The following is a 16,935-nucleotide window of genomic DNA, read 5'->3' as shown; positions in this document are numbered from 1 at the left end:
CCTTCCTTCCCATCCGGACTTGAGCCGGAAATGGCGCTCACCGTCTCGAAAGCAAGATATCGCTACCGACCATCTGCGAAATACGGCGCCGCCCGGGTAATAGCCTATATGGACCGACAGTACACGCATGCTTTGGTCTTAGATGCCAAGACAGATTGCTGTGATACTGGTCGTGTTTCTCACGTCACGCGATTCTTCGAAATGATTGAAATCAACGATGCAAAGCAGGCTGCTGCGCGTACAATCGGCATGACGGGCAGGATACAAACGGCTAGTGTTTGGTGACGTACATCGATCACATAAGATAGATTATGGAACCAACCCAAATCCATCTGTCTTGAAACATCGCGACAACCGCTTGCGGCGCTGTCGACATCTGAGCTCCTTCGAGACTTAGATGTGAATCCTCAATATCAGCCCAGAGTACTAGCGACGCCGAGCGATATAGAGATGGCCTGGAACTGGCGCTCCTTGTTCGCTGCGCACGACGATATCTTCGCAACGCACACAATCCATTCCGTGGTTGTCGAGCATTGCACGCACATAGGATTGTGCGTGTGCAAAGCGCTGATAGTCCCCAACCATGAATGCACGCCCGGCAAGCCTTGTATCGTCCAGCGTCTCGCTGGAGAAGCCGAAATGTCCGCCTGATGACAGATGCGAGGCAACGCCCGTGAAGAATTTGTCGAGTTCGCCCATATATGGCAGAACATCGGTAGCGACGATCAGATTCCAATCCTGTTCGCTCGTGGTTTCGAGAAAACGAACGGCTTCGCCGACGAACAGCACCTGATAGTCGCCTTTCTCGTAAGCGACTTCGATCATGTTCTCCGAGATATCGACGCCGGTCTTATGTCCGGCCATGTCATCGAGCGCATCAGCTGACAAGCCGGTGCCACAGCCCAGATCGAGCATGCGTTCTACGAAGAACTCGTCGTCCATATCGAGGAGCATTTCCCGCAGCTGCAGCGGAACGTCATAACCGAGCTGGTCAACAAGGATCGTGTCGAACATTTCGGCATGTTGATCGAAGAGTGTCGATACATAGGCATCCGGAGCCTTTAGAGGTACCGCGCCGCGTCCCATGCTCGCAAGCCGCACGGCTGCGCCGCCATGGTCATCAGGATCGATCCGCAGCACATCTTCATAGGCCTTAGCAGCGGCATCGAAATCGCCAGCTTTTTCCAGTGCAAGCGCCCGCTCATAGGCTTCTGCAAGCGCTTCCTGATCAAAAGCTGGGTTGTCATTCTCAGCCATAAAGATCGGCCCTTCTTCTGTTCTTGGCATCTGTTAGATGCGGTATGTAAGTGTTTGTAAAATCGGTAATTTCTTACTTTGGTGGACATTCGAGCGCGTAGAGCAAGAGTATCCCTTCCCGCTTCCTACGCTTATCTGGAAAATCTCGCAAGCGGGGTCGCTGCAATCAGATGGTTCCCTACTCGGCAGCTGCTGTGACGCGCTCGTCTTGTCCTTTATGATCCGCCAGCTTTCGTGCAATCACAGCACAGGCCATAAGCTGGATCTGGTGAAAGAGCATCAAGGGCAGAACGATGCTGCCGACATTCGCACCGGCGAAAATCGCACTTGCCATTGGAGCTCCGCTGGCGAGGCTCTTCTTTGATCCGCAGAACATGATCGTGATGCGGTCGGGATGATTGAAACCGAGCAACTTGCTGCCGTACCAGGTGGCCAGCAGCACAACGACCAGCAGAACGATGTTGACGCCCACCATCATGCCGAGATCGTGCCACGAAACGGTACGCCAAAGACCTTCAACCACAGCCTCGCTGAAAGCCAGATAAACGACCATCAGGATCGAGCCTCGGTCAACAAAGCCGAGTGCTTTGCTGTGCCGCCGCATGAAACTGCCGATCCATGGCTGCAGAATTTGTCCGAGCACGAAGGGTGCGAGCAACTGCAACAGAATGGATTCGAGCGCATCGACCGATATTCCACCACCGCCTTTGACTGCGAACAACAAGCCGACCAGCAAGGGCGTGAGAAACATGCCGAAAATGTTCGACGCAGATGCTGATACGATTGCCGCTGAAACATTGCCGCCCGCAATTGAGGTGAAGGCTATGGACGACTGGACCGTCGAAGGCAGAACGCAAAGAAAGAGGATACCTGTGTAGAAGGCTGATTGCGACAAGCCGGGAATGGTCCAGCCTGCCGCCAGACCGAGGATCGGAAACAGGATGAACGTCGATGACAGGACTGCCAGATGCAGCCTCCAGTGCGTTATGCCTGCAACGACGGCCTCACGCGAGAGCCTCGCACCATGCAGAAAGAACAGAAGCCCGACAGCAAATTTCGTCGCCAGCGCAAACCAGTCTGCAAAATCACCGTGCACGGGGAGCACGGACGCAAGCAGAATGGTCACGATCAGCATGCTGGTGAATTTGTCAGGCAGGAAGCGCATCATATCGTCCAATCTTGCAGGCATCGCGGAGCGCGACGCCCGCTTCATTCAAAATTCACATTCGTTCATAAACCTCTCGGGAGGAGTTTCAATCCTCCCGATATGGCGCGATAGCTCACACTTTTGAGATGTGGCTTCCAATTTAAAATCCAAGCTGATTCATTCGTAACCGTTGGGGTTCTTCGACTGCCAGTGCCACATATCCTGGCACATTTCGCGGAGGTTCTTCTCTGCGGACCAGCCGAGGAAATCGCGGGCAAAGGTTGGATCAGCGTAACATTCAGCAACGTCGCCTGGACGACGTGGTGCAATCTCGTATTTGATCTCGCGGTTCGAAACATGCTCGAAGGCCTTCACGACGTCCAGAACGCTATAGCCCTGCCCCGTGCCGAGATTCACCTCGAAACACTGCGGCTCATCCAGCTTCTTGAGTGCCTTCAAGTGGCCGGCGGCCAGATCCACTACGTGAATGTAGTCGCGAACGCCGGTGCCATCGGGCGTTGAATAATCATTGCCCCAGACATTCAGTTTTTCGCGACGACCGGTCGCGACCTGCGCGATGATCGGCATCAGATTATTCGGAATGCCCTTTGGATCTTCGCCGATCAGGCCGCTCTCATGTGCGCCAACCGGGTTGAAATAACGCAGGATGGCGATCTTCCAGCTGTTGTCGCCGTTATAAATATCGCGAAGCATGTCTTCGATGACGAGCTTGGTCCGACCATAGGGATTCGTTGCTGATAGCGGCTGGTCTTCCGTGATTGGCAATTTCTGCGGATCGCCATAGACCGTGGCTGATGAGCTGAAAACCAGTGTCTTGACGCCGGTTGCTTCCATGGCCTGCAACAGGCGGAGCGTGCCCACCACATTGCAATCATAATAGAGCATCGGCTTTTCGCTCGATTCACCGACGGCCTTCAGACCGGCAAAGTGAATGACGGCAGTGCATTTGTGATGCCTGATCACCTGTTCCAGAAAGGCGCGATCTCGAATATCACCTGCTTCCCGGCGCGGCGTGCGCCCGGTAATCTTTTCGATGCGATGCAGGGCTTCCGGGTGGCTATTGTCAAAATTGTCGACCACAACGACGTCGTGGCCTGCCTCGATGAGCTGAACACAGGTGTGCGAGCCGATATAACCAGCGCCGCCAGTCACAAGAATTGTCATCGTTTATGTATCCGCTTGTTGAACATGCCGCCCCGATGTGCGATCCCCGGCTGACTATGCAAAATCAGTAACAGACTTCAAGCCATCCGGTGCGATTCTCTTGAATGGTTGCAATAGATCAGCCAAGTTTGACGGAGCGATGATGAAACCATCCCGCAATATCGATCGCCTTCTGGAAATCATGGCAGCGCTCCGTGATCCTGAAACCGGCTGTCCGTGGGATGTGGAGCAGAGTTTCGAATCCATCATGCCCTACACGCTTGAGGAAACTTATGAAGTCCTCGATGCCATAGAGCGCAATGATATGGACGATCTGCGCGAAGAACTTGGCGATTTGTTGTTGCAAGTGGTGTTCCATTCGCGCATGGCCGAAGAACAGGGCAGCTTTGCATTTGGCGATGTTGTCGAAGCTATCACGCACAAGATGATCAGGCGACATCCGCATGTTTTCGGTGACGCTGAAGCCAGAAATGCAGGCATGGCCAAGGGTTCATGGAATCGCATCAAGGCTGAGGAAAAAGCCGAGCGGGCCGAACGGCGTGAGAAACTCGGACTTGAAACGGCCGAGAAGAACGGTTTTCTGGACGATATTCCACACGCCTTCCCTGCCCTGCTTCGTGCTTTGAAACTCCAGCAGAAAGCCGCGAAAGTCGGCTTCGACTGGTCTGAGGCAGCACCGATCCTCGACAAGATCGCCGAGGAAACCGCAGAGCTGAAGGAAGCTATGGCGGCGAAGGAGCGCGCGGATATCGAAGAGGAATATGGTGACCTGCTGTTTGCCATGGTCAATTTGGGCCGCCATCTTGAGATCGATGCGGAAACTGCGCTCGTCGCAGCCAATGAGAAGTTCAAGCGGCGGTTCCATTTCATCGAAAAAACGCTCGGTGAAACCGGAAGCGACCTTGACGCCGCTACTCTCGATGAAATGGAAGCAATCTGGGGCGAAGCCAAGAAAAAAGGCCTCTAACTATTTGTTTTTACGCATTTCCGGACGCAAAACCGTTTCACACTTTTGCTGGAATGTGCAATCGGTCTATTTCTCATCTTCCCATTTTGGACGGAACATCTGGTAGACGCTTTCCGTCGTGGCAAAATCCATATAGCCAAGTCTGCTGACAGGTCTGGCTTTCGCGATATCGATGAGACCGTTGGTCAGGACCTGTTCATCGATATGCACGCCGACAACCTCACCGATCACCATGTAATTGTCGGTCGGCCTGCCCTCTTTGTCCTGCAATCGTTTGATTTCCACCGCGACACATTCAAGCGCTGCATAGGCCTCCTTGACGCGTGGGGCTGCGATAAGCCTGCTCGACGTCTGGGTTAGTCCGGCATATTCGAACTCGCTGATACCGCGAGGCGCGTCGACAGATGATGCATTCATCTGGGTTCTCAAATGATCGCTCACCAGATTTGCGGTGAACTCGCCGGTTTCTTCGATGAATGAAACGCTGTCCTTCACACCACTCGATGAGAACATGACCATAGGCGGCGTGTCACAGATCGCGTTGAAGAAGGAGTAAGGCGCGAGGTTGACGGCGCCCCCCTTCGATTTCGTTCCGATCCAGCCTATGGGGCGTGGTGCAACGATTGCCTTGAACGGATTATGGGGCAGCGGGTGCCCTTCCCTCGGTTCATAAAACATATGTTTATCCGCTGATTAGAAAGTCTTGTTGAAGTCAGTTCTAAGCTTGCGTCCATGGGCCGGAATATTCGGTAACGATCTTGTCCATGTCGGCTCTCGGGCGTTCCGGCATCTTGTTTGCCGCCGTTCCGATATGAACAAACCCGGCAACACGTTCATTGGGTGCCAGTCCCAGAAAAGCGCGGGCGGAAGCGTCGTCCGAATACCAGTTTGTAATCCAGTTGCTGGCATAACCAAGCGCGTTCGCAGCCGTGCAAAGGTTCATTGCTACAGCGCCAGCCGAAAGGAATTGCTCCCATTCCGGAATGCGCTCATGCGCGACAGGCGACGACACCACGCCGACAACAAGGGGCGCACGCGAGAAACGCGTAAGCTCTTTTTCCTTGCGTCCTTCCGGCATCGGACCTTCAATTTCTTCGGCACGTTGGGCCAGATACTCGCCGACCTTGAGACGTGCATCGCCACGGTAAAGGATGAAACGCCAGGGTGTCAGGCGTCCGTGGTCAGGCACGCGTGCGGCAACTTTCAGCAATGCTGCCAGTTCCTCGCCCTCGGGTGCTGGTCCGGAAATTGCCGAAATCGGGGTGGAACTGCGCTGTGCCAGAAAATCGAAGATCGGATGGGCCACGGATAACCTCGTCACTAAAATGCTGCTTATATTGCTCCACTTATTCGGGGCTGCTTCTTCTCGCCCTTTGCATCCGCACTGTAAAGTCAAAATTCCGGAAACGATTAATCAACAGAAGTTGGAAAAATGCGGGTGCCGGAAGCGATTTGGCCTTGAATTCGCCACCCGCATGGGCTCAAAAATACAACATGTCGGATCGCTTGAACCTGTTTTACCCAAAGAGAAAAATTGCCCTGCGCGGAGGATCGTTTTTTACGGCGTTCGCGTTTGCCGTCAGTGCAATGCCATCGTTGGCTCAGAGCCTAAATCCGCAGACAAATATCCCGCAGTTGCAGACCACCACGACTGGCCTGCCAGACTTGCCGCAGCCAGCGCTCGATCTTCCGACACTGAACACTTATGCTGCCCCATCCAGCCCGGAGAACAATCCGCTCGTCCAGACGCGTGAACTCGATCTCAAGGCGCGGTTGAGTGAAGGTGGCGGTGATATTCCGGCGGGGCTTGTATGGCGCGTGTTCTCCCCGGATGTCGGAGCGGATGGTCAACTGCCGTTGATCGCAAGTGCAAAGGGCGGCAGCGCTGTTTTCAATCTGCCCGAGGGCAGCTATCTGGTGCATGTAGCCTATGGGCGCGCCGGTGCTACCAAGCGGATCACGGTGGGCAACGCGACTCGTCATGAAGTGATGATGCTCGATGCGGGCGGGATGAAGCTCAGTGCGATTCTGCCGGATGGCGGCAAGATTAATGACGATCTCCTGCGTTTCTCGATCTATGCGGACGAAGACAATAATGATCGTTCGCTGATCGTGCCCGACGTCAAGCCGAACGCGATCATCCGCCTCAACAGCGGCACTTATCATGTTGTTTCCAACTATGGCACGGCCAATGCCACCATTCGGGCCGATATTCGCGTGGAAGCCGGAAAACTGACGGAAGCAACCGTTCAGCATCGGGCCGCGGAAGTGACGTTGAAGCTTGTGCGCGAGCGCGGCGGCGAAGCGCTTGCCGATACGTCATGGTCAATTCTGAACGCTTCCGGCGACGTGGTACGCGAAAGCGCTGGCGCTTATTCGTCGATGGTCCTTATCGAAGGCGATTATGTTGCCGTCGCCAAGAACAAGGACCGCATCTACCAGCGAGACTTCAAGGTTTCATCCGGCAAGAACGAGGAAGTCGAAGTCGTCGCCAATGGCGAATCCGAGTCCGTTCAAGACAGCATGGATTGAGTTTAAACTATCTGCAAAAGCAAAAGGCCGCGCAATGCGCGGCCTTTTTATTGTTAGCCACCATTCTTGAGGCGGAGCAGATCGGGCGGGGTCGCCTCTTCCACCAGCCGTGCGATGGCTTCATCGAGCGTCATGGATTCCTGATCGCGCGAACCGAGACGGCGCATATTGACCGTGTTTTCTTCGGCTTCGCGCTTGCCGCAGACGAGGATCACCGGAACCTTCTGCAAGGAATGCTCACGAACCTTGTAGTTGATCTTCTCGTTGCGCAGATCGGTCGAGACCTGCAGTCCGGCGGCTTTCAGCTTTGCCGCAGCCTGCGCCGCATATTCGTCGGCATCCGAGGTGATCGTGGCGACGACAACCTGCACCGGAGCAAACCACAACGGCATGTGACCGGCGAAGTTCTCGATCAGGATGCCGAGGAAGCGTTCCATCGAGCCGCAGATCGCGCGGTGGATCATCACCGGCTGGCGCTTTTCAGAATCCTTGTCGATATAGAAGGCGCCGAAGCGTTCCGGCAGGTTGAAGTCCACCTGCGTCGTGCCGCACTGCCATTCACGACCGATGGCGTCCTTCAGCGTATATTCGAACTTAGGACCGTAGAACGCACCCTCGCCCGGCAGAATGCCGGTCTTGATGTTGTTGGACTGCTGCTGGATCTTTTCCAGCACCGACATCATCACGCTTTCGGCACGATCCCAGAGCTCATCCGAGCCTACGCGCTTTTCAGGACGGGTCGACAGCTTGATGGTGATCTCTTCGAAACCGAAATCCTTGTAGACCGACAGGATCAGGTCATTGATGCGCAGGCATTCGGCAGCCATCTGCTCTTCTGTGCAGAAGATGTGCGCATCGTCCTGCGTAAAGCCGCGTACGCGCATCAGGCCATGCAACGCGCCCGAAGGCTCGTAGCGGTGCACATTACCGAATTCCGCAAGCTTGATCGGCAGGTCGCGATAGGACTTGAGGCCATGCTTGAAGATCATGACATGGCCGGGACAGTTCATCGGCTTCAGCGCAAAGACACGATCATCATCGGTTTCGTCACCGGCAACGGTTACCTTGAACATGTTGTCGCGATACCAGCCCCAGTGGCCCGAGGTTTCCCAAAGCGATTTGTCGAGCACCTGCGGCGCGTTCACTTCCTGATAGCCATGGCTGTCGAGGCGGCGACGCATATAACTCACCAGATTCTGGAACATCTTCCAGCCCTTGGCGTGCCAGAACACAACGCCCGGTCCTTCTTCCTGGAAATGGAACAGGTCCATTTCGCGGCCAAGGCGGCGATGATCGCGCTTTTCGGCTTCTTCAAGCATATGGAGATAGGCCTGAAGATCGTTGTCGTTGGCGAAAGCCGTGCCGTAGATGCGGGTCAGCATCGGATTGTTGGAATCACCGCGCCAGTAGGCACCGGCGACCTTCATGAGCTTGAAGGAATTGCCGATCTGGCCGGTTGAAGCCATGTGCGGGCCACGGCAGAGGTCGAACCAGTCGCCCTGATAATAAATCTTGAGGTCTTGTCCGGCAGGAATGGCTTCCACCAGCTCGACCTTGTAGTTCTCGCCCTTGTCGGCAAAAACCTGCTTGGCTTTTTCACGCGACCAGACTTCCTTGGTGAAAGGCTTGTTGCGCTGAATGATCTCGCGCATCTTCTTTTCGATCACCGGAAGATCGTCGGGCGTGAACGGTTCATTACGCGCAAAGTCGTAGTAGAAGCCGTTCTCGATCACGGGGCCAATGGTAACCTGCGTGCCCGGAAAAAGCTCCTGCACGGCTTCTGCCAGTACGTGCGCCGTATCGTGACGAATGAGTTCGAGCGCGCGCGGGTCTTCGCGGGTCAGAATCTCAATCTTGCCGGAAGCGCCGAGAGGATCGGAAAGATCGCGCACGGTGCCATCGACGGCATAGGCAACAGCTTTTTTGGCGAGAGATTTGGAAATCGATTCCGCGAGGCCCGCGCCGGTCATCGACGCATCGTATTCACGCACAGAGCCATCGGGAAATTGCATGGAAACGGTATTCGACATTCTGATCATCCTTATCCAGTCCCGCCAACGATTGCGGGTGGGTTCATGCGTATGAAAATGAAGGTTGGGTTCTAGTCTTTTTTGCCCAGCCAGTAAAGCGCGACAGACTGACAGCGTCAGGTCGCGCTCATCTGTGCAATTGAAATGAAATCAGTTCCGAATCGGGAGGCAGTCGATCTTCTGCTGCTTCAACTGCGAGCATGCTTTTTCGGCGGATGCAGAGTCCTTGAAACCGGAAAAACGCGCGCGATAAACCTTGCGGCGCTTTTCTGCAGGCGAAATTTCAGCTTTCAGACCCGGCGCGACTTTGTCGACCGCCGGACGATATTTGGCCAGCAGCTCCTTGGCACCGGAAAGTGTCGGTGGAGCGCCGAGCTGAATCGTCCAGGCCGACGCTCCAGCGGCTGAGGCGATCAGGAAGCCACCGTCGCCCTGCTCGATACGGGAATCGTCGATCAGGTCTGCTACTGCGTCTGCTTTCGGCTGGGCCGGAGCTGCCTGTTTGGCGACAGGCTGCGGCTTTGCCATTGCAACGAGCTGCCCCTTAGCCTCAGTGCCTTCCGTGCCGAACCGGGTGAGCAGTTTCGCCATCTGGTCGTCGCGCTGCCGCGCCGATCCTGCCCCCAGTACGACACCGACAAGGTGCTTGTCGTTGATGACGGCTGAGGAAACGAGGTTGTAGCCAGATACATCCGTATAGCCGGTCTTGATGCCATCGACGCCCTGATAGCGATACATCAGATTGTTGTGGCCGTTGCGAACACGGTCGCGGAAAGTGAAGGAGCGCTGCGAGAACAGCTCATATTGTTCCGGAAAGTCACGGCGGAGCGACATGCCAAGCACGGCCATATCCCGCGCTGTGGTCAGCTGGGTTGACTTCGCGGTCAGTCCCGACGGATTGACGAAGAAAGTGCTCTTCATGCCGATCTGGCGCGCACGCTGCGTCATCAACCGGCCAAAAGCCGCTTCCGATCCGGCGATATATTCGCCCATGACCGTCGCCGCATCATTGGCCGAGACAATAATCATGCCGTTGATAGCGTCACGCACCGTGATCGTCTCACCCGACTTCAGCCAGAGCTTCATGCGAACCTTTGCCGCCGCATTTTTCGATACAGGCATTGCATCGTCCCAATGCAGCCTGCCGGTCTTGAGACCTTCAAAGGCGAGATAGAGCGTCATCATCTTGGCCAGTGAAGCTGGTGCGCGCTGCACATTCGCATCGTCCTGACCAAGGATTCGCCCGCTATCGGCGTCGAACACAACCCAAGACGTATTCGCCATCGCCGCAGACGTACAAAGCACACTCGCACCGAGCGCTAAGGATGCAATGAGACGTGAAAGACGGGACGATGATTTCAGCATAACAGCTCACAGGAATAGGGACGCCGGGGGGACATGCAGGCAAATTGCGGCCCGAAAAAGACCACAGCACTGCCTTAAATTCCAATTCTCAATGAAACGTTGATATCCTTAATGAATTATAATCAGCTAACAAAAAACCGTCAGAATTCACAACTGGGGTAATTCGGGGAACCGGGAGACGGCTTTGATAAAGCGCATCGCGCTCTAAGATGCCGAGCAGCGCCAATACCGCCAGGGCAGATACCATTTGAGATCGCTGGAGAGCGTTTGCGGCACCGGATCGAAACCGTGGGTTCCGAACGGCCCGCAACGCATGACGCGAAAAAGCCCCATCCATCCGCCGCTCCACAGGCCGTGGCGAGCAATGGCTTCATAGGCATATTCGGAACAGGTCGGCAGATGGCGGCAGGAATTGCCGATGAGAGACGACAATGTCACCTGATAAAAGCGCACGAACGAAGTGCCGATTACTCTTCCGGGTGTCTTGCGCCACGGATCTGTAAAATTCCGGCTATAGCGCTTTGGTGCGCCCTCGCCTGCGCGATTCTTGCCGCAAGAGCACATCAGGCAGCTTTGGCCTTTTCCTCGATTTGCCGGATGCAATCGACAACCGCATCGAATGTAAGCAGCGTGGAGGCGTGGCGAGCCCTGTATTCGCGGACAGGTTCGAAATATTTCAGGTCGGCAAAACGCCCTTCCGGCGCCGGACCTTCTTCCTTCAGCATCTTGTACATTTCATCGCGGACGGCTTTCAGTTCCTCTGCGGAAGCGCCGATAATATTGCGCGCCATCACGGACGAAGAAGCCTGCCCAAGTGCGCAGGCTTTCACCTCATGTGCGAAATCCGTCACAATGCCGTCAGCCATTTTCAGGTAGACGGTAACAGTCGATCCGCACAGTTTGGAATGCACTTTGGCAACGGCATCGGGCTCAGGAAGGCGTCCCAGACGCTCCATGTTTCCAGCGAATTCCAGAATACGTTTGTTATAAATATCATCGATCATGGAGGCGAACCTTCCGCAGTGCCGGAGAAAAACATAATTTTGTCGTCCGACTGCGGTTTGAAGTTGCAATTTAATGTCTATATAATAGGCAGGTAGCGTCTGCGCTATGGGTAACATTAGCACAGACCCGGGGGCAGTCGCACGAAAACCTGTCCGGTGGCCTCAAGCGCCGGATCAATACATCGCCCGCTCGCAAAGCGCATCGTTGTATTGTCCGTTTAACTCGTCTCCTCTTTGAAGGAGACTACTGGAGAATACTGATGGACGCTCGCATCCTCAAAGAAGATGACGAATCCGGCCTGCCGAACAAGCAGGCAGATGTAACTCTTTTGCATGGCAAGCCGACGCAGGCCGATGCAGAAGCAGCCGTACGCACGCTTTTGCTTTGGGCCGGAGACGACCCGGAGCGTGAAGGTCTTCTGGAAACGCCGAAGCGCGTTGCCAAGGCCTATAAGGAACTGTTCGCAGGTTATACGGAAAGCCCGGAAGAAGTCCTCGGCACGGTGTTCGAGGAAGTCGGCGGCTATAACGATCTTGTCCTCGTGAAGGATATTTCGTTCCATTCGCATTGCGAGCACCATATGGTGCCGATCATTGGCAAGGCGCACGTCGCCTATCTGCCTGATCACAAGGTGGTTGGCCTTTCCAAGATTGCCCGCGTCGTGGATATTTTCGCGCGCCGCCTGCAGACACAGGAAAGCATCACCGCACAAATCGCCGATAGCATCCAGCGCATTTTGAAGCCGCGTGGCGTCGCCGTCATGATCGAGGCCGAACACATGTGCATGGCCATGCGCGGCATCCGCAAGCAGGGTTCGACGACCATCACCACCACTTTTACCGGCGAAATGCAGGTGAATGCGGAGGAACAGGTTCGCTTCATGACCCTGACCCGCAGATAAGCGCAGACTATGAGCTTCTTTCCTGTCCAGCCTTCTGACAAGAAGGCCATCGAGGAAGGTGCGGCATTCATGCCGCGCTTCGATGCATCGGGTCTCATCACAGCCGTTGTAACCGATGCGCGTGACGGCGAGTTACTGATGGTCGCCCATATGAATGAGGAAGCCTTGCGCCTTACCCTCGAAACGGGAATTGCGCATTACTGGTCCCGTTCGCGCGGCAAGCTCTGGAAGAAGGGCGAGACGTCGGGCAATCTGCAAAGCGTTGTCGAGTTGCGCACGGATTGCGACCAGGATGCGCTTTGGCTGAAAGTGCGCGTCGCCGGTGACGGGCCGACCTGCCATACAGGCCGCCGCTCCTGCTTCTATCGGCAGGTTGTTGCCGAGAACGGCGATATATCGCTGGCTATTGAAGGCGCTTGCGATCACGAGCATTAATCTTGGTCAAAAGGATGTGATGGCGCGAATATGAGTCGCGCCATCAATTCGCAGCATTTATTCTTTGGATACTATGTTTCGCTAATCTGAAGCGGTTCCATTCAAACGGAGTTGTCGGAATCGTTTTAGCCATTTGTCTGGGCATTTCCTGACGCAAACCGCTTGAGTCTTTTGTCGGAAATGCTCCAAATCGAGACGAAGAGGTATCCATCGTGATGCTTGCATGGGGGCAGAGGCGGAAGGCTGCGAATAACGACCTTGCACCGCCGACAGAAGAAATCGTTGAAAAACCTGAAATCAAGCGTGAGCCGCGCCGGATAGCCTTGGCGCTGGGCGGCGGAGCTGCACGTGGCTGGGCGCATATCGGCGTTCTGCGCGCGCTGGACGAAGCCAATATCGATATCGAGATGATTGCCGGAACTTCCATCGGCGCGCTTGTCGGTGGCTGTTATCTGGCCGGAAAGCTCGATGAACTGGAAGATTTCGCCCGCAGCCTCACACGGCGACGCATGTTCAATCTTCTCGACATCACCTTTCGCGGCAGCGGGCTGTTCGGCGGAATGAAACTCGATGGTCGCCTGCGCGAGCATCTGGACGGGCTGCGCATCGAGGAACTGGACCGTCCCTTCGTCGCGATCTGCACCGAATTACGCACCGGTCACGAAATCTGGCTGTCATCTGGCCCGCTTATTGATGCTATGCGTGCTTCCTATGCCCTGCCCGGTGTTTTCGAGCCCGTACGCTGGCAGGAGCGTGTTCTGGTCGATGGCGCATTGGTCAATCCAGTTCCCGTATCCGTGTGCCGCGCTTACGAGCAGCGCCTCGTTCTGGCAGTCAACTTGCATTACGACCAGTATGGTCGCGCTGCAGTCATCAAACATGCGCAATCACGCCAGGAAGGTCTGGCTGAGGCAATTCATGGTGAGAAGGAAGCGCGCCTTGGCATTACGGGCGTGATGATGGAAGCTTTCAACATTATTCAGGACCGCATCTCGCGAGCCCGCATGGCGGGCGATCCACCGGATGTCACGCTTATGCCGATTGTGGGACAGATCGGGCTTGCCGATTTCCATCGCGCATCCGAGGCAATCGACGCCGGATATACGGAAACGCTGAAGCGTCTTGAGGATATCAAGCGCTTGCAGGGCATCGCCGGGTAATTTTTTGGCGATTGAGGCGAATCCGAATGAATCGGATTCGTCGGATTCGCTCTTGTTGCCCCTAGCAGCCCTTTGTTCCACCGCTACACTCTCGTTCGGTGACGTTTTTCGGATTTTTTTTAAGTTTGTGGAAGCCTTTGAAAAAGCCCGGAAATTCAGGGTTTCAATGATATCTTCAATGATTGGGCGCCGGCTTTTTCACATTCTTTTTCAAAAAGATTGCCGGAAGATGCAGATGGGGCTTGTGCACCCCAAAGTGATTTGCTAAATGCCCACTCGCCGACGGAGTTCGGCTCCTACCACGGGCGGTCGTGGCGGAATTGGTAGACGCGCAGCGTTGAGGTCGCTGTGGGGCAACCCGTGGAAGTTCGAGTCTTCTCGACCGCACCATCTTCTCTCAAGAACAATTTAAAATGCCTTCCCCGCAAGGGGTTAAAGTTGTTTCTTGATTAGAGACTTTCACTTTTCATCGATGCATTACAAACAAAAACGCGCCCTTCGATGAAGAGCGCGTCTGGTTGATGACACTATTCTCGTTCAGCTTTTGCCGATTTCCGAAAGAATGATGTTGCTGTGTTCTCCCAGCTTCGGCGAACGCTTGTCGAGCTTTAATTCGGCATCGGAGAAGCGAATAGGCGTCCGCAGACCGGGAACGCCTTGCGGGTCGATCTTCATCGCCCTCGCCTCGAATTGCGGGTCTGCGAATACATCGGCAACCGTGTTGATCGGACCGGCAGGCACGCCAATTCTGGCAAGCTCAGCCAGAAGATCGTCGCGCTTCCATGCCCGTGTCTTGTCTTCCAGAAGTGCCGTGAGAGCCGCCCGGTTGGCTACACGCGCCGAATTGCTGACGAAACGCTCGTCGACTGCAATGTCACCAATGCCAAGCAATGAGGTTAGTTTTCCGAACTGTCCGTCATTGCCGCAGGCGATGATGAAATAGCCGTCGGAAACAGGCAGCGTCTGATAGGGCGCAATATTCGGATGGGCATTGCCCATGCGCTTTGGTGAAACACCGGACGCCAGAAAATTCATGGCCTGATTGGCCAAAACCGCTGACATACAGTCGAATAGCGCCATATCGATATGCTGGCCGATGCCGGTGCGCTCGCGCATAATGAGTGCGGACTGGATCGCAATCACGCTGTAAAGCCCGGTGAAAATGTCGGCGAAAGCCACGCCAATTTTCTGCGGCTCACCGTCAGGTTCGCCAGTCAGATCCATGATGCCGCCCATGCCCTGGATCATGAAATCATAGCCTGCACGCTCGGCGTATGGGCCGGTATGGCCGAAACCGGTGATCGAGCAATAGATCAGGCGTGGATTGATGGCTTTAAGGCTCTCATAGTCGAGGCCGTATTTATCCAGCCCACCCAGCTTGAAGTTCTCGATGACAACATCGGCGTCAGCCACGAGCTGGCGTACCAGTTCCCTGCCCTCATCAGTGCGGAAATCTGCAGTGATCGAACGCTTGCCGCGATTGCAAGCATGGAAATAGGCGGCGGACCTTTCGCCTTCCACATCGATGAATGGCGGCCCCCATTTGCGCGTATCGTCACCTTCAGGGCTTTCCACCTTGATGACATCGGCGCCAAGATCGGAGAGCGTCTGCCCTACCCATGGTCCGGCAAGAATGCGCGCCAGTTCTACCACCTTGAGACCGTCAAGCGGCGTGTTCTGCATTTTCAGCAATCCCGTACAAAAATAAAGAGGCCCGCCCGCGAACTGCGAACGGGCCCGAATGGAAGGCTTGGCGATACAGCGATCAGAAGAATGCCTGAATGCCGGTCTGGGCGCGGCCCAGGATCAGCGCATGAACGTCATGCGTGCCTTCATAGGTGTTCACTGTTTCCAGATTCTGCGCATGGCGCATGACGTGGTATTCGATCTGGATACCATTACCGCCGTGCATATCGCGGGCCTGACGGGCAATATCGAGCGCCTTGCCGCAATTGTTGCGCTTGACGATGGAGATCATTTCCGGAGCCATCCTGCCGTCGTCGAACAGACGACCGACGCGCAAGCTTGCCTGAAGGCCAAGAGCAATTTCGGTCTGCATGTCAGCCAGCTTCTTCTGGTAAAGCTGCGTACCAGCCAGCGGCTTGTCGAATTGCTTGCGATCAAGACCATACTGACGAGCACGGAACCAGCAATCTTCTGCAGCGCCGAGGACGCCCCAGGAAATGCCGTAGCGGGCGCGATTGAGACAGCCGAACGGGCCCTTGAGGCCGGAGACATTCGGCAGAAGCGCATCTTCCGAAACTTCGACACCATCCATGACGATTTCGCCGGTAATCGATGCGCGCAGTGAGAGCTTGCCACCGATCTTCGGTGCGGAAAGACCCTTCATGCCCTTTTCGAGGATGAAGCCACGAATGGCGTTGTCATGCGCAGCGGACTTTGCCCAGACGACGAACACATCGGCGATCGGTGAGTTCGAAATCCACATCTTGGAGCCGCTGAGGCGATAGCCACCGTCGATCTTTTCGGCACGGGTCTTCATGCCTGCCGGATCGGAGCCTGCATCGGGCTCGGTCAGGCCGAAGCAGCCGATCAGCTCGCCGGAGACGAGGCCCGGAAGATATTTCTTGCGCTGCTCGTCCGAGCCATAGGCATAGATCGGATACATCACGAGCGACGACTGCACGCTCATCATCGAACGATAACCGGAATCGACACGCTCGACTTCGCGCGCCACCAGGCCGTAGGCAACATAGCCCGCATTGGCTGCGCCATATTCTTCAGGAAGCGTCACGCCCAGAAGACCAGCCTGCCCCATCAGACGGAACAGTTCCGGATCGGTCGTCTCATCCAGATAGGCCTTTTCAACGCGAGGCAGCAGAACGTCCGTCGCAAAAGCCTTGGCCGAGTCGCGGATCATGCGCTCGTCTTCGGTCAGCTGGTCATCCAGCAGAAACGGGTCTTCCCAGCTAAAAGCCGCACGTGACATC

General features: G+C 55.4%; 17 protein-coding genes and 1 tRNA gene. 7 read left to right on the top strand and 11 right to left on the bottom strand.

Features of this window, described 5'->3' with window-relative positions; all coding sequences use genetic code 11:
* The first annotated feature begins 30 nt into the window (after positions 1–30).
* Positions 31–285, top strand: coding sequence for a hypothetical protein (locus OHI65_RS15720; protein ID WP_125300250.1), 255 nt, complete (start codon positions 31–33; stop codon positions 283–285).
* Between the two features lie 141 nt (positions 286–426).
* Here the strand turns inward: OHI65_RS15720 and OHI65_RS15715 are convergent, their stop codons facing one another.
* The 3 genes from OHI65_RS15715 to galE all read right to left on the bottom strand — a co-directional run bounded on the left by OHI65_RS15715 (position 427) and on the right by galE (position 3,589).
* On the bottom strand, positions 427–1,257 hold the full coding sequence (locus tag OHI65_RS15715; RefSeq protein ID WP_125300251.1) for a class I SAM-dependent DNA methyltransferase: 831 nt from the start codon (positions 1,255–1,257) through the stop codon (positions 427–429).
* Between the two features lie 178 nt (positions 1,258–1,435).
* Positions 1,436–2,422 carry a bile acid:sodium symporter family protein gene (locus OHI65_RS15710; RefSeq protein WP_036586888.1) on the bottom strand — a complete coding sequence of 329 codons (987 nt, stop codon included), beginning with the start codon at positions 2,420–2,422 and terminating at the stop codon, positions 1,436–1,438.
* A gap of 159 nt (positions 2,423–2,581) precedes the next feature.
* Positions 2,582–3,589, bottom strand: coding sequence for a UDP-glucose 4-epimerase GalE (gene galE, locus OHI65_RS15705; RefSeq protein ID WP_010660095.1), 1,008 nt, complete (start codon positions 3,587–3,589; stop codon positions 2,582–2,584).
* A gap of 142 nt (positions 3,590–3,731) precedes the next feature.
* On the opposite strand from galE, the gene mazG reads away from it, so the two are divergent.
* Entirely contained in the window at positions 3,732–4,556 is an 825-nt protein-coding gene (gene mazG / locus OHI65_RS15700) for a nucleoside triphosphate pyrophosphohydrolase (protein ID WP_029924824.1), read from the top strand.
* Between the two features lie 66 nt (positions 4,557–4,622).
* Here mazG and OHI65_RS15695 read toward each other — a convergent pair whose 3' ends face one another.
* A complete protein-coding gene (locus OHI65_RS15695; RefSeq protein WP_012092047.1) occupies positions 4,623–5,234 on the bottom strand; it encodes a flavin reductase family protein in 612 nt (203 codons plus the stop codon).
* A 40-nt stretch (positions 5,235–5,274) separates the two neighbouring features.
* On the bottom strand, positions 5,275–5,862 hold the full coding sequence (locus OHI65_RS15690) for a nitroreductase (RefSeq protein WP_012092048.1): 588 nt from the start codon (positions 5,860–5,862) through the stop codon (positions 5,275–5,277).
* Between the two features lie 188 nt (positions 5,863–6,050).
* Here OHI65_RS15690 and OHI65_RS15685 point away from each other — a divergent pair, with 188 nt between their 5' ends.
* Positions 6,051–7,088 carry a hypothetical protein gene (locus OHI65_RS15685; RefSeq protein WP_125300252.1) on the top strand — a complete coding sequence of 346 codons (1,038 nt, stop codon included), beginning with the start codon at positions 6,051–6,053 and terminating at the stop codon, positions 7,086–7,088.
* A gap of 53 nt (positions 7,089–7,141) precedes the next feature.
* Here OHI65_RS15685 and thrS read toward each other — a convergent pair whose 3' ends face one another.
* From thrS to OHI65_RS15665, 4 genes are all read right to left on the bottom strand, one after another.
* Positions 7,142–9,118 carry a threonine--tRNA ligase gene (gene thrS, locus OHI65_RS15680; RefSeq protein ID WP_029924832.1) on the bottom strand — a complete coding sequence of 659 codons (1,977 nt, stop codon included), beginning with the start codon at positions 9,116–9,118 and terminating at the stop codon, positions 7,142–7,144.
* Positions 9,119–9,268: 150 nt separating this feature from the next.
* Entirely contained in the window at positions 9,269–10,483 is a 1,215-nt protein-coding gene (locus OHI65_RS15675) for a D-alanyl-D-alanine carboxypeptidase (RefSeq protein ID WP_125300253.1), read from the bottom strand.
* A 204-nt stretch (positions 10,484–10,687) separates the two neighbouring features.
* Positions 10,688–11,047 carry a membrane protein insertion efficiency factor YidD gene (gene yidD, locus OHI65_RS15670; RefSeq protein ID WP_036586738.1) on the bottom strand — a complete coding sequence of 120 codons (360 nt, stop codon included), beginning with the start codon at positions 11,045–11,047 and terminating at the stop codon, positions 10,688–10,690.
* Positions 11,047–11,487 carry an iron-sulfur cluster assembly scaffold protein gene (locus OHI65_RS15665; RefSeq protein WP_010660103.1) on the bottom strand — a complete coding sequence of 147 codons (441 nt, stop codon included), beginning with the start codon at positions 11,485–11,487 and terminating at the stop codon, positions 11,047–11,049. The genes yidD and OHI65_RS15665 overlap by 1 nt, the downstream gene beginning before the upstream one ends.
* 260 nt (positions 11,488–11,747) lie before the next feature.
* Between OHI65_RS15665 and folE the strand changes: the two genes are divergently transcribed.
* From folE to OHI65_RS15645, 4 genes are all read left to right on the top strand, one after another.
* Positions 11,748–12,389 carry a GTP cyclohydrolase I FolE gene (gene folE / locus OHI65_RS15660; protein ID WP_006466810.1) on the top strand — a complete coding sequence of 214 codons (642 nt, stop codon included), beginning with the start codon at positions 11,748–11,750 and terminating at the stop codon, positions 12,387–12,389.
* 9 nt (positions 12,390–12,398) lie between these two features.
* The gene (hisI, locus tag OHI65_RS15655) at positions 12,399–12,824 is read left to right on the top strand and encodes a phosphoribosyl-AMP cyclohydrolase (protein WP_010660104.1); all 426 of its coding nucleotides are present in this window, start codon (positions 12,399–12,401) and stop codon (positions 12,822–12,824) included.
* 212 nt (positions 12,825–13,036) lie between these two features.
* Complete coding sequence (locus tag OHI65_RS15650) at positions 13,037–13,984, top strand: patatin family protein (protein WP_010660105.1); 948 nt, start codon at positions 13,037–13,039, stop codon at positions 13,982–13,984.
* 305 nt (positions 13,985–14,289) lie between these two features.
* Positions 14,290–14,374: transfer RNA gene (locus tag OHI65_RS15645), tRNA-Leu, on the top strand.
* A 147-nt stretch (positions 14,375–14,521) separates the two neighbouring features.
* Here OHI65_RS15645 and OHI65_RS15640 read toward each other — a convergent pair.
* Together OHI65_RS15640 and OHI65_RS15635 are read right to left on the bottom strand one after the other, a co-directional pair.
* Positions 14,522–15,667, bottom strand: a complete 1,146-nt coding sequence (locus tag OHI65_RS15640) for a CaiB/BaiF CoA transferase family protein (protein WP_125300255.1) — start codon at positions 15,665–15,667, stop codon at positions 14,522–14,524.
* 82 nt (positions 15,668–15,749) lie between these two features.
* Entirely contained in the window at positions 15,750–16,934 is a 1,185-nt protein-coding gene (locus OHI65_RS15635) for an acyl-CoA dehydrogenase (protein WP_010660107.1), read from the bottom strand.
* Between the last annotated feature and the right edge of the window lies 1 nt (position 16,935).

Source organism: Brucella sp. MAB-22, assembly GCF_025908475.1.
GTDB lineage: Bacteria > Pseudomonadota > Alphaproteobacteria > Rhizobiales > Rhizobiaceae > Brucella > Brucella anthropi.
This window is presented reverse-complemented; position numbering and strand designations above follow the sequence as displayed.

Excerpts from the sequence above, each read along its gene's own strand:
- OHI65_RS15665 (WP_010660103.1), bottom strand. The coding sequence starts at position 11,487 with ATGATCGATGATATTTATAACAAACGTATTCTGGAATTCGCTGGAAAC.
- OHI65_RS15635 (WP_010660107.1), bottom strand. The coding sequence starts at position 16,934 with ATGTCACGTGCGGCTTTTAGCTGGGAAGACCCGTTTCTGCTGGATGAC.
- galE (WP_010660095.1), bottom strand. The coding sequence starts at position 3,589 with ATGACAATTCTTGTGACTGGCGGCGCTGGTTATATCGGCTCGCACACC.
- OHI65_RS15695 (WP_012092047.1), bottom strand. The coding sequence starts at position 5,234 with ATGTTTTATGAACCGAGGGAAGGGCACCCGCTGCCCCATAATCCGTTC.
- OHI65_RS15685 (WP_125300252.1), top strand. The coding sequence starts at position 6,051 with ATGTCGGATCGCTTGAACCTGTTTTACCCAAAGAGAAAAATTGCCCTG.
- OHI65_RS15715 (WP_125300251.1), bottom strand. The coding sequence starts at position 1,257 with ATGGCTGAGAATGACAACCCAGCTTTTGATCAGGAAGCGCTTGCAGAA.
- thrS (WP_029924832.1), bottom strand. The coding sequence starts at position 9,118 with ATGTCGAATACCGTTTCCATGCAATTTCCCGATGGCTCTGTGCGTGAA.
- OHI65_RS15675 (WP_125300253.1), bottom strand. The coding sequence starts at position 10,483 with ATGCTGAAATCATCGTCCCGTCTTTCACGTCTCATTGCATCCTTAGCG.
- OHI65_RS15640 (WP_125300255.1), bottom strand. The coding sequence starts at position 15,667 with ATGCAGAACACGCCGCTTGACGGTCTCAAGGTGGTAGAACTGGCGCGC.
- hisI (WP_010660104.1), top strand. The coding sequence starts at position 12,399 with ATGAGCTTCTTTCCTGTCCAGCCTTCTGACAAGAAGGCCATCGAGGAA.
- yidD (WP_036586738.1), bottom strand. The coding sequence starts at position 11,047 with ATGTGCTCTTGCGGCAAGAATCGCGCAGGCGAGGGCGCACCAAAGCGC.
- OHI65_RS15720 (WP_125300250.1), top strand. The coding sequence starts at position 31 with ATGGCGCTCACCGTCTCGAAAGCAAGATATCGCTACCGACCATCTGCG.
- folE (WP_006466810.1), top strand. The coding sequence starts at position 11,748 with ATGGACGCTCGCATCCTCAAAGAAGATGACGAATCCGGCCTGCCGAAC.
- mazG (WP_029924824.1), top strand. The coding sequence starts at position 3,732 with ATGAAACCATCCCGCAATATCGATCGCCTTCTGGAAATCATGGCAGCG.
- OHI65_RS15710 (WP_036586888.1), bottom strand. The coding sequence starts at position 2,422 with ATGCGCTTCCTGCCTGACAAATTCACCAGCATGCTGATCGTGACCATT.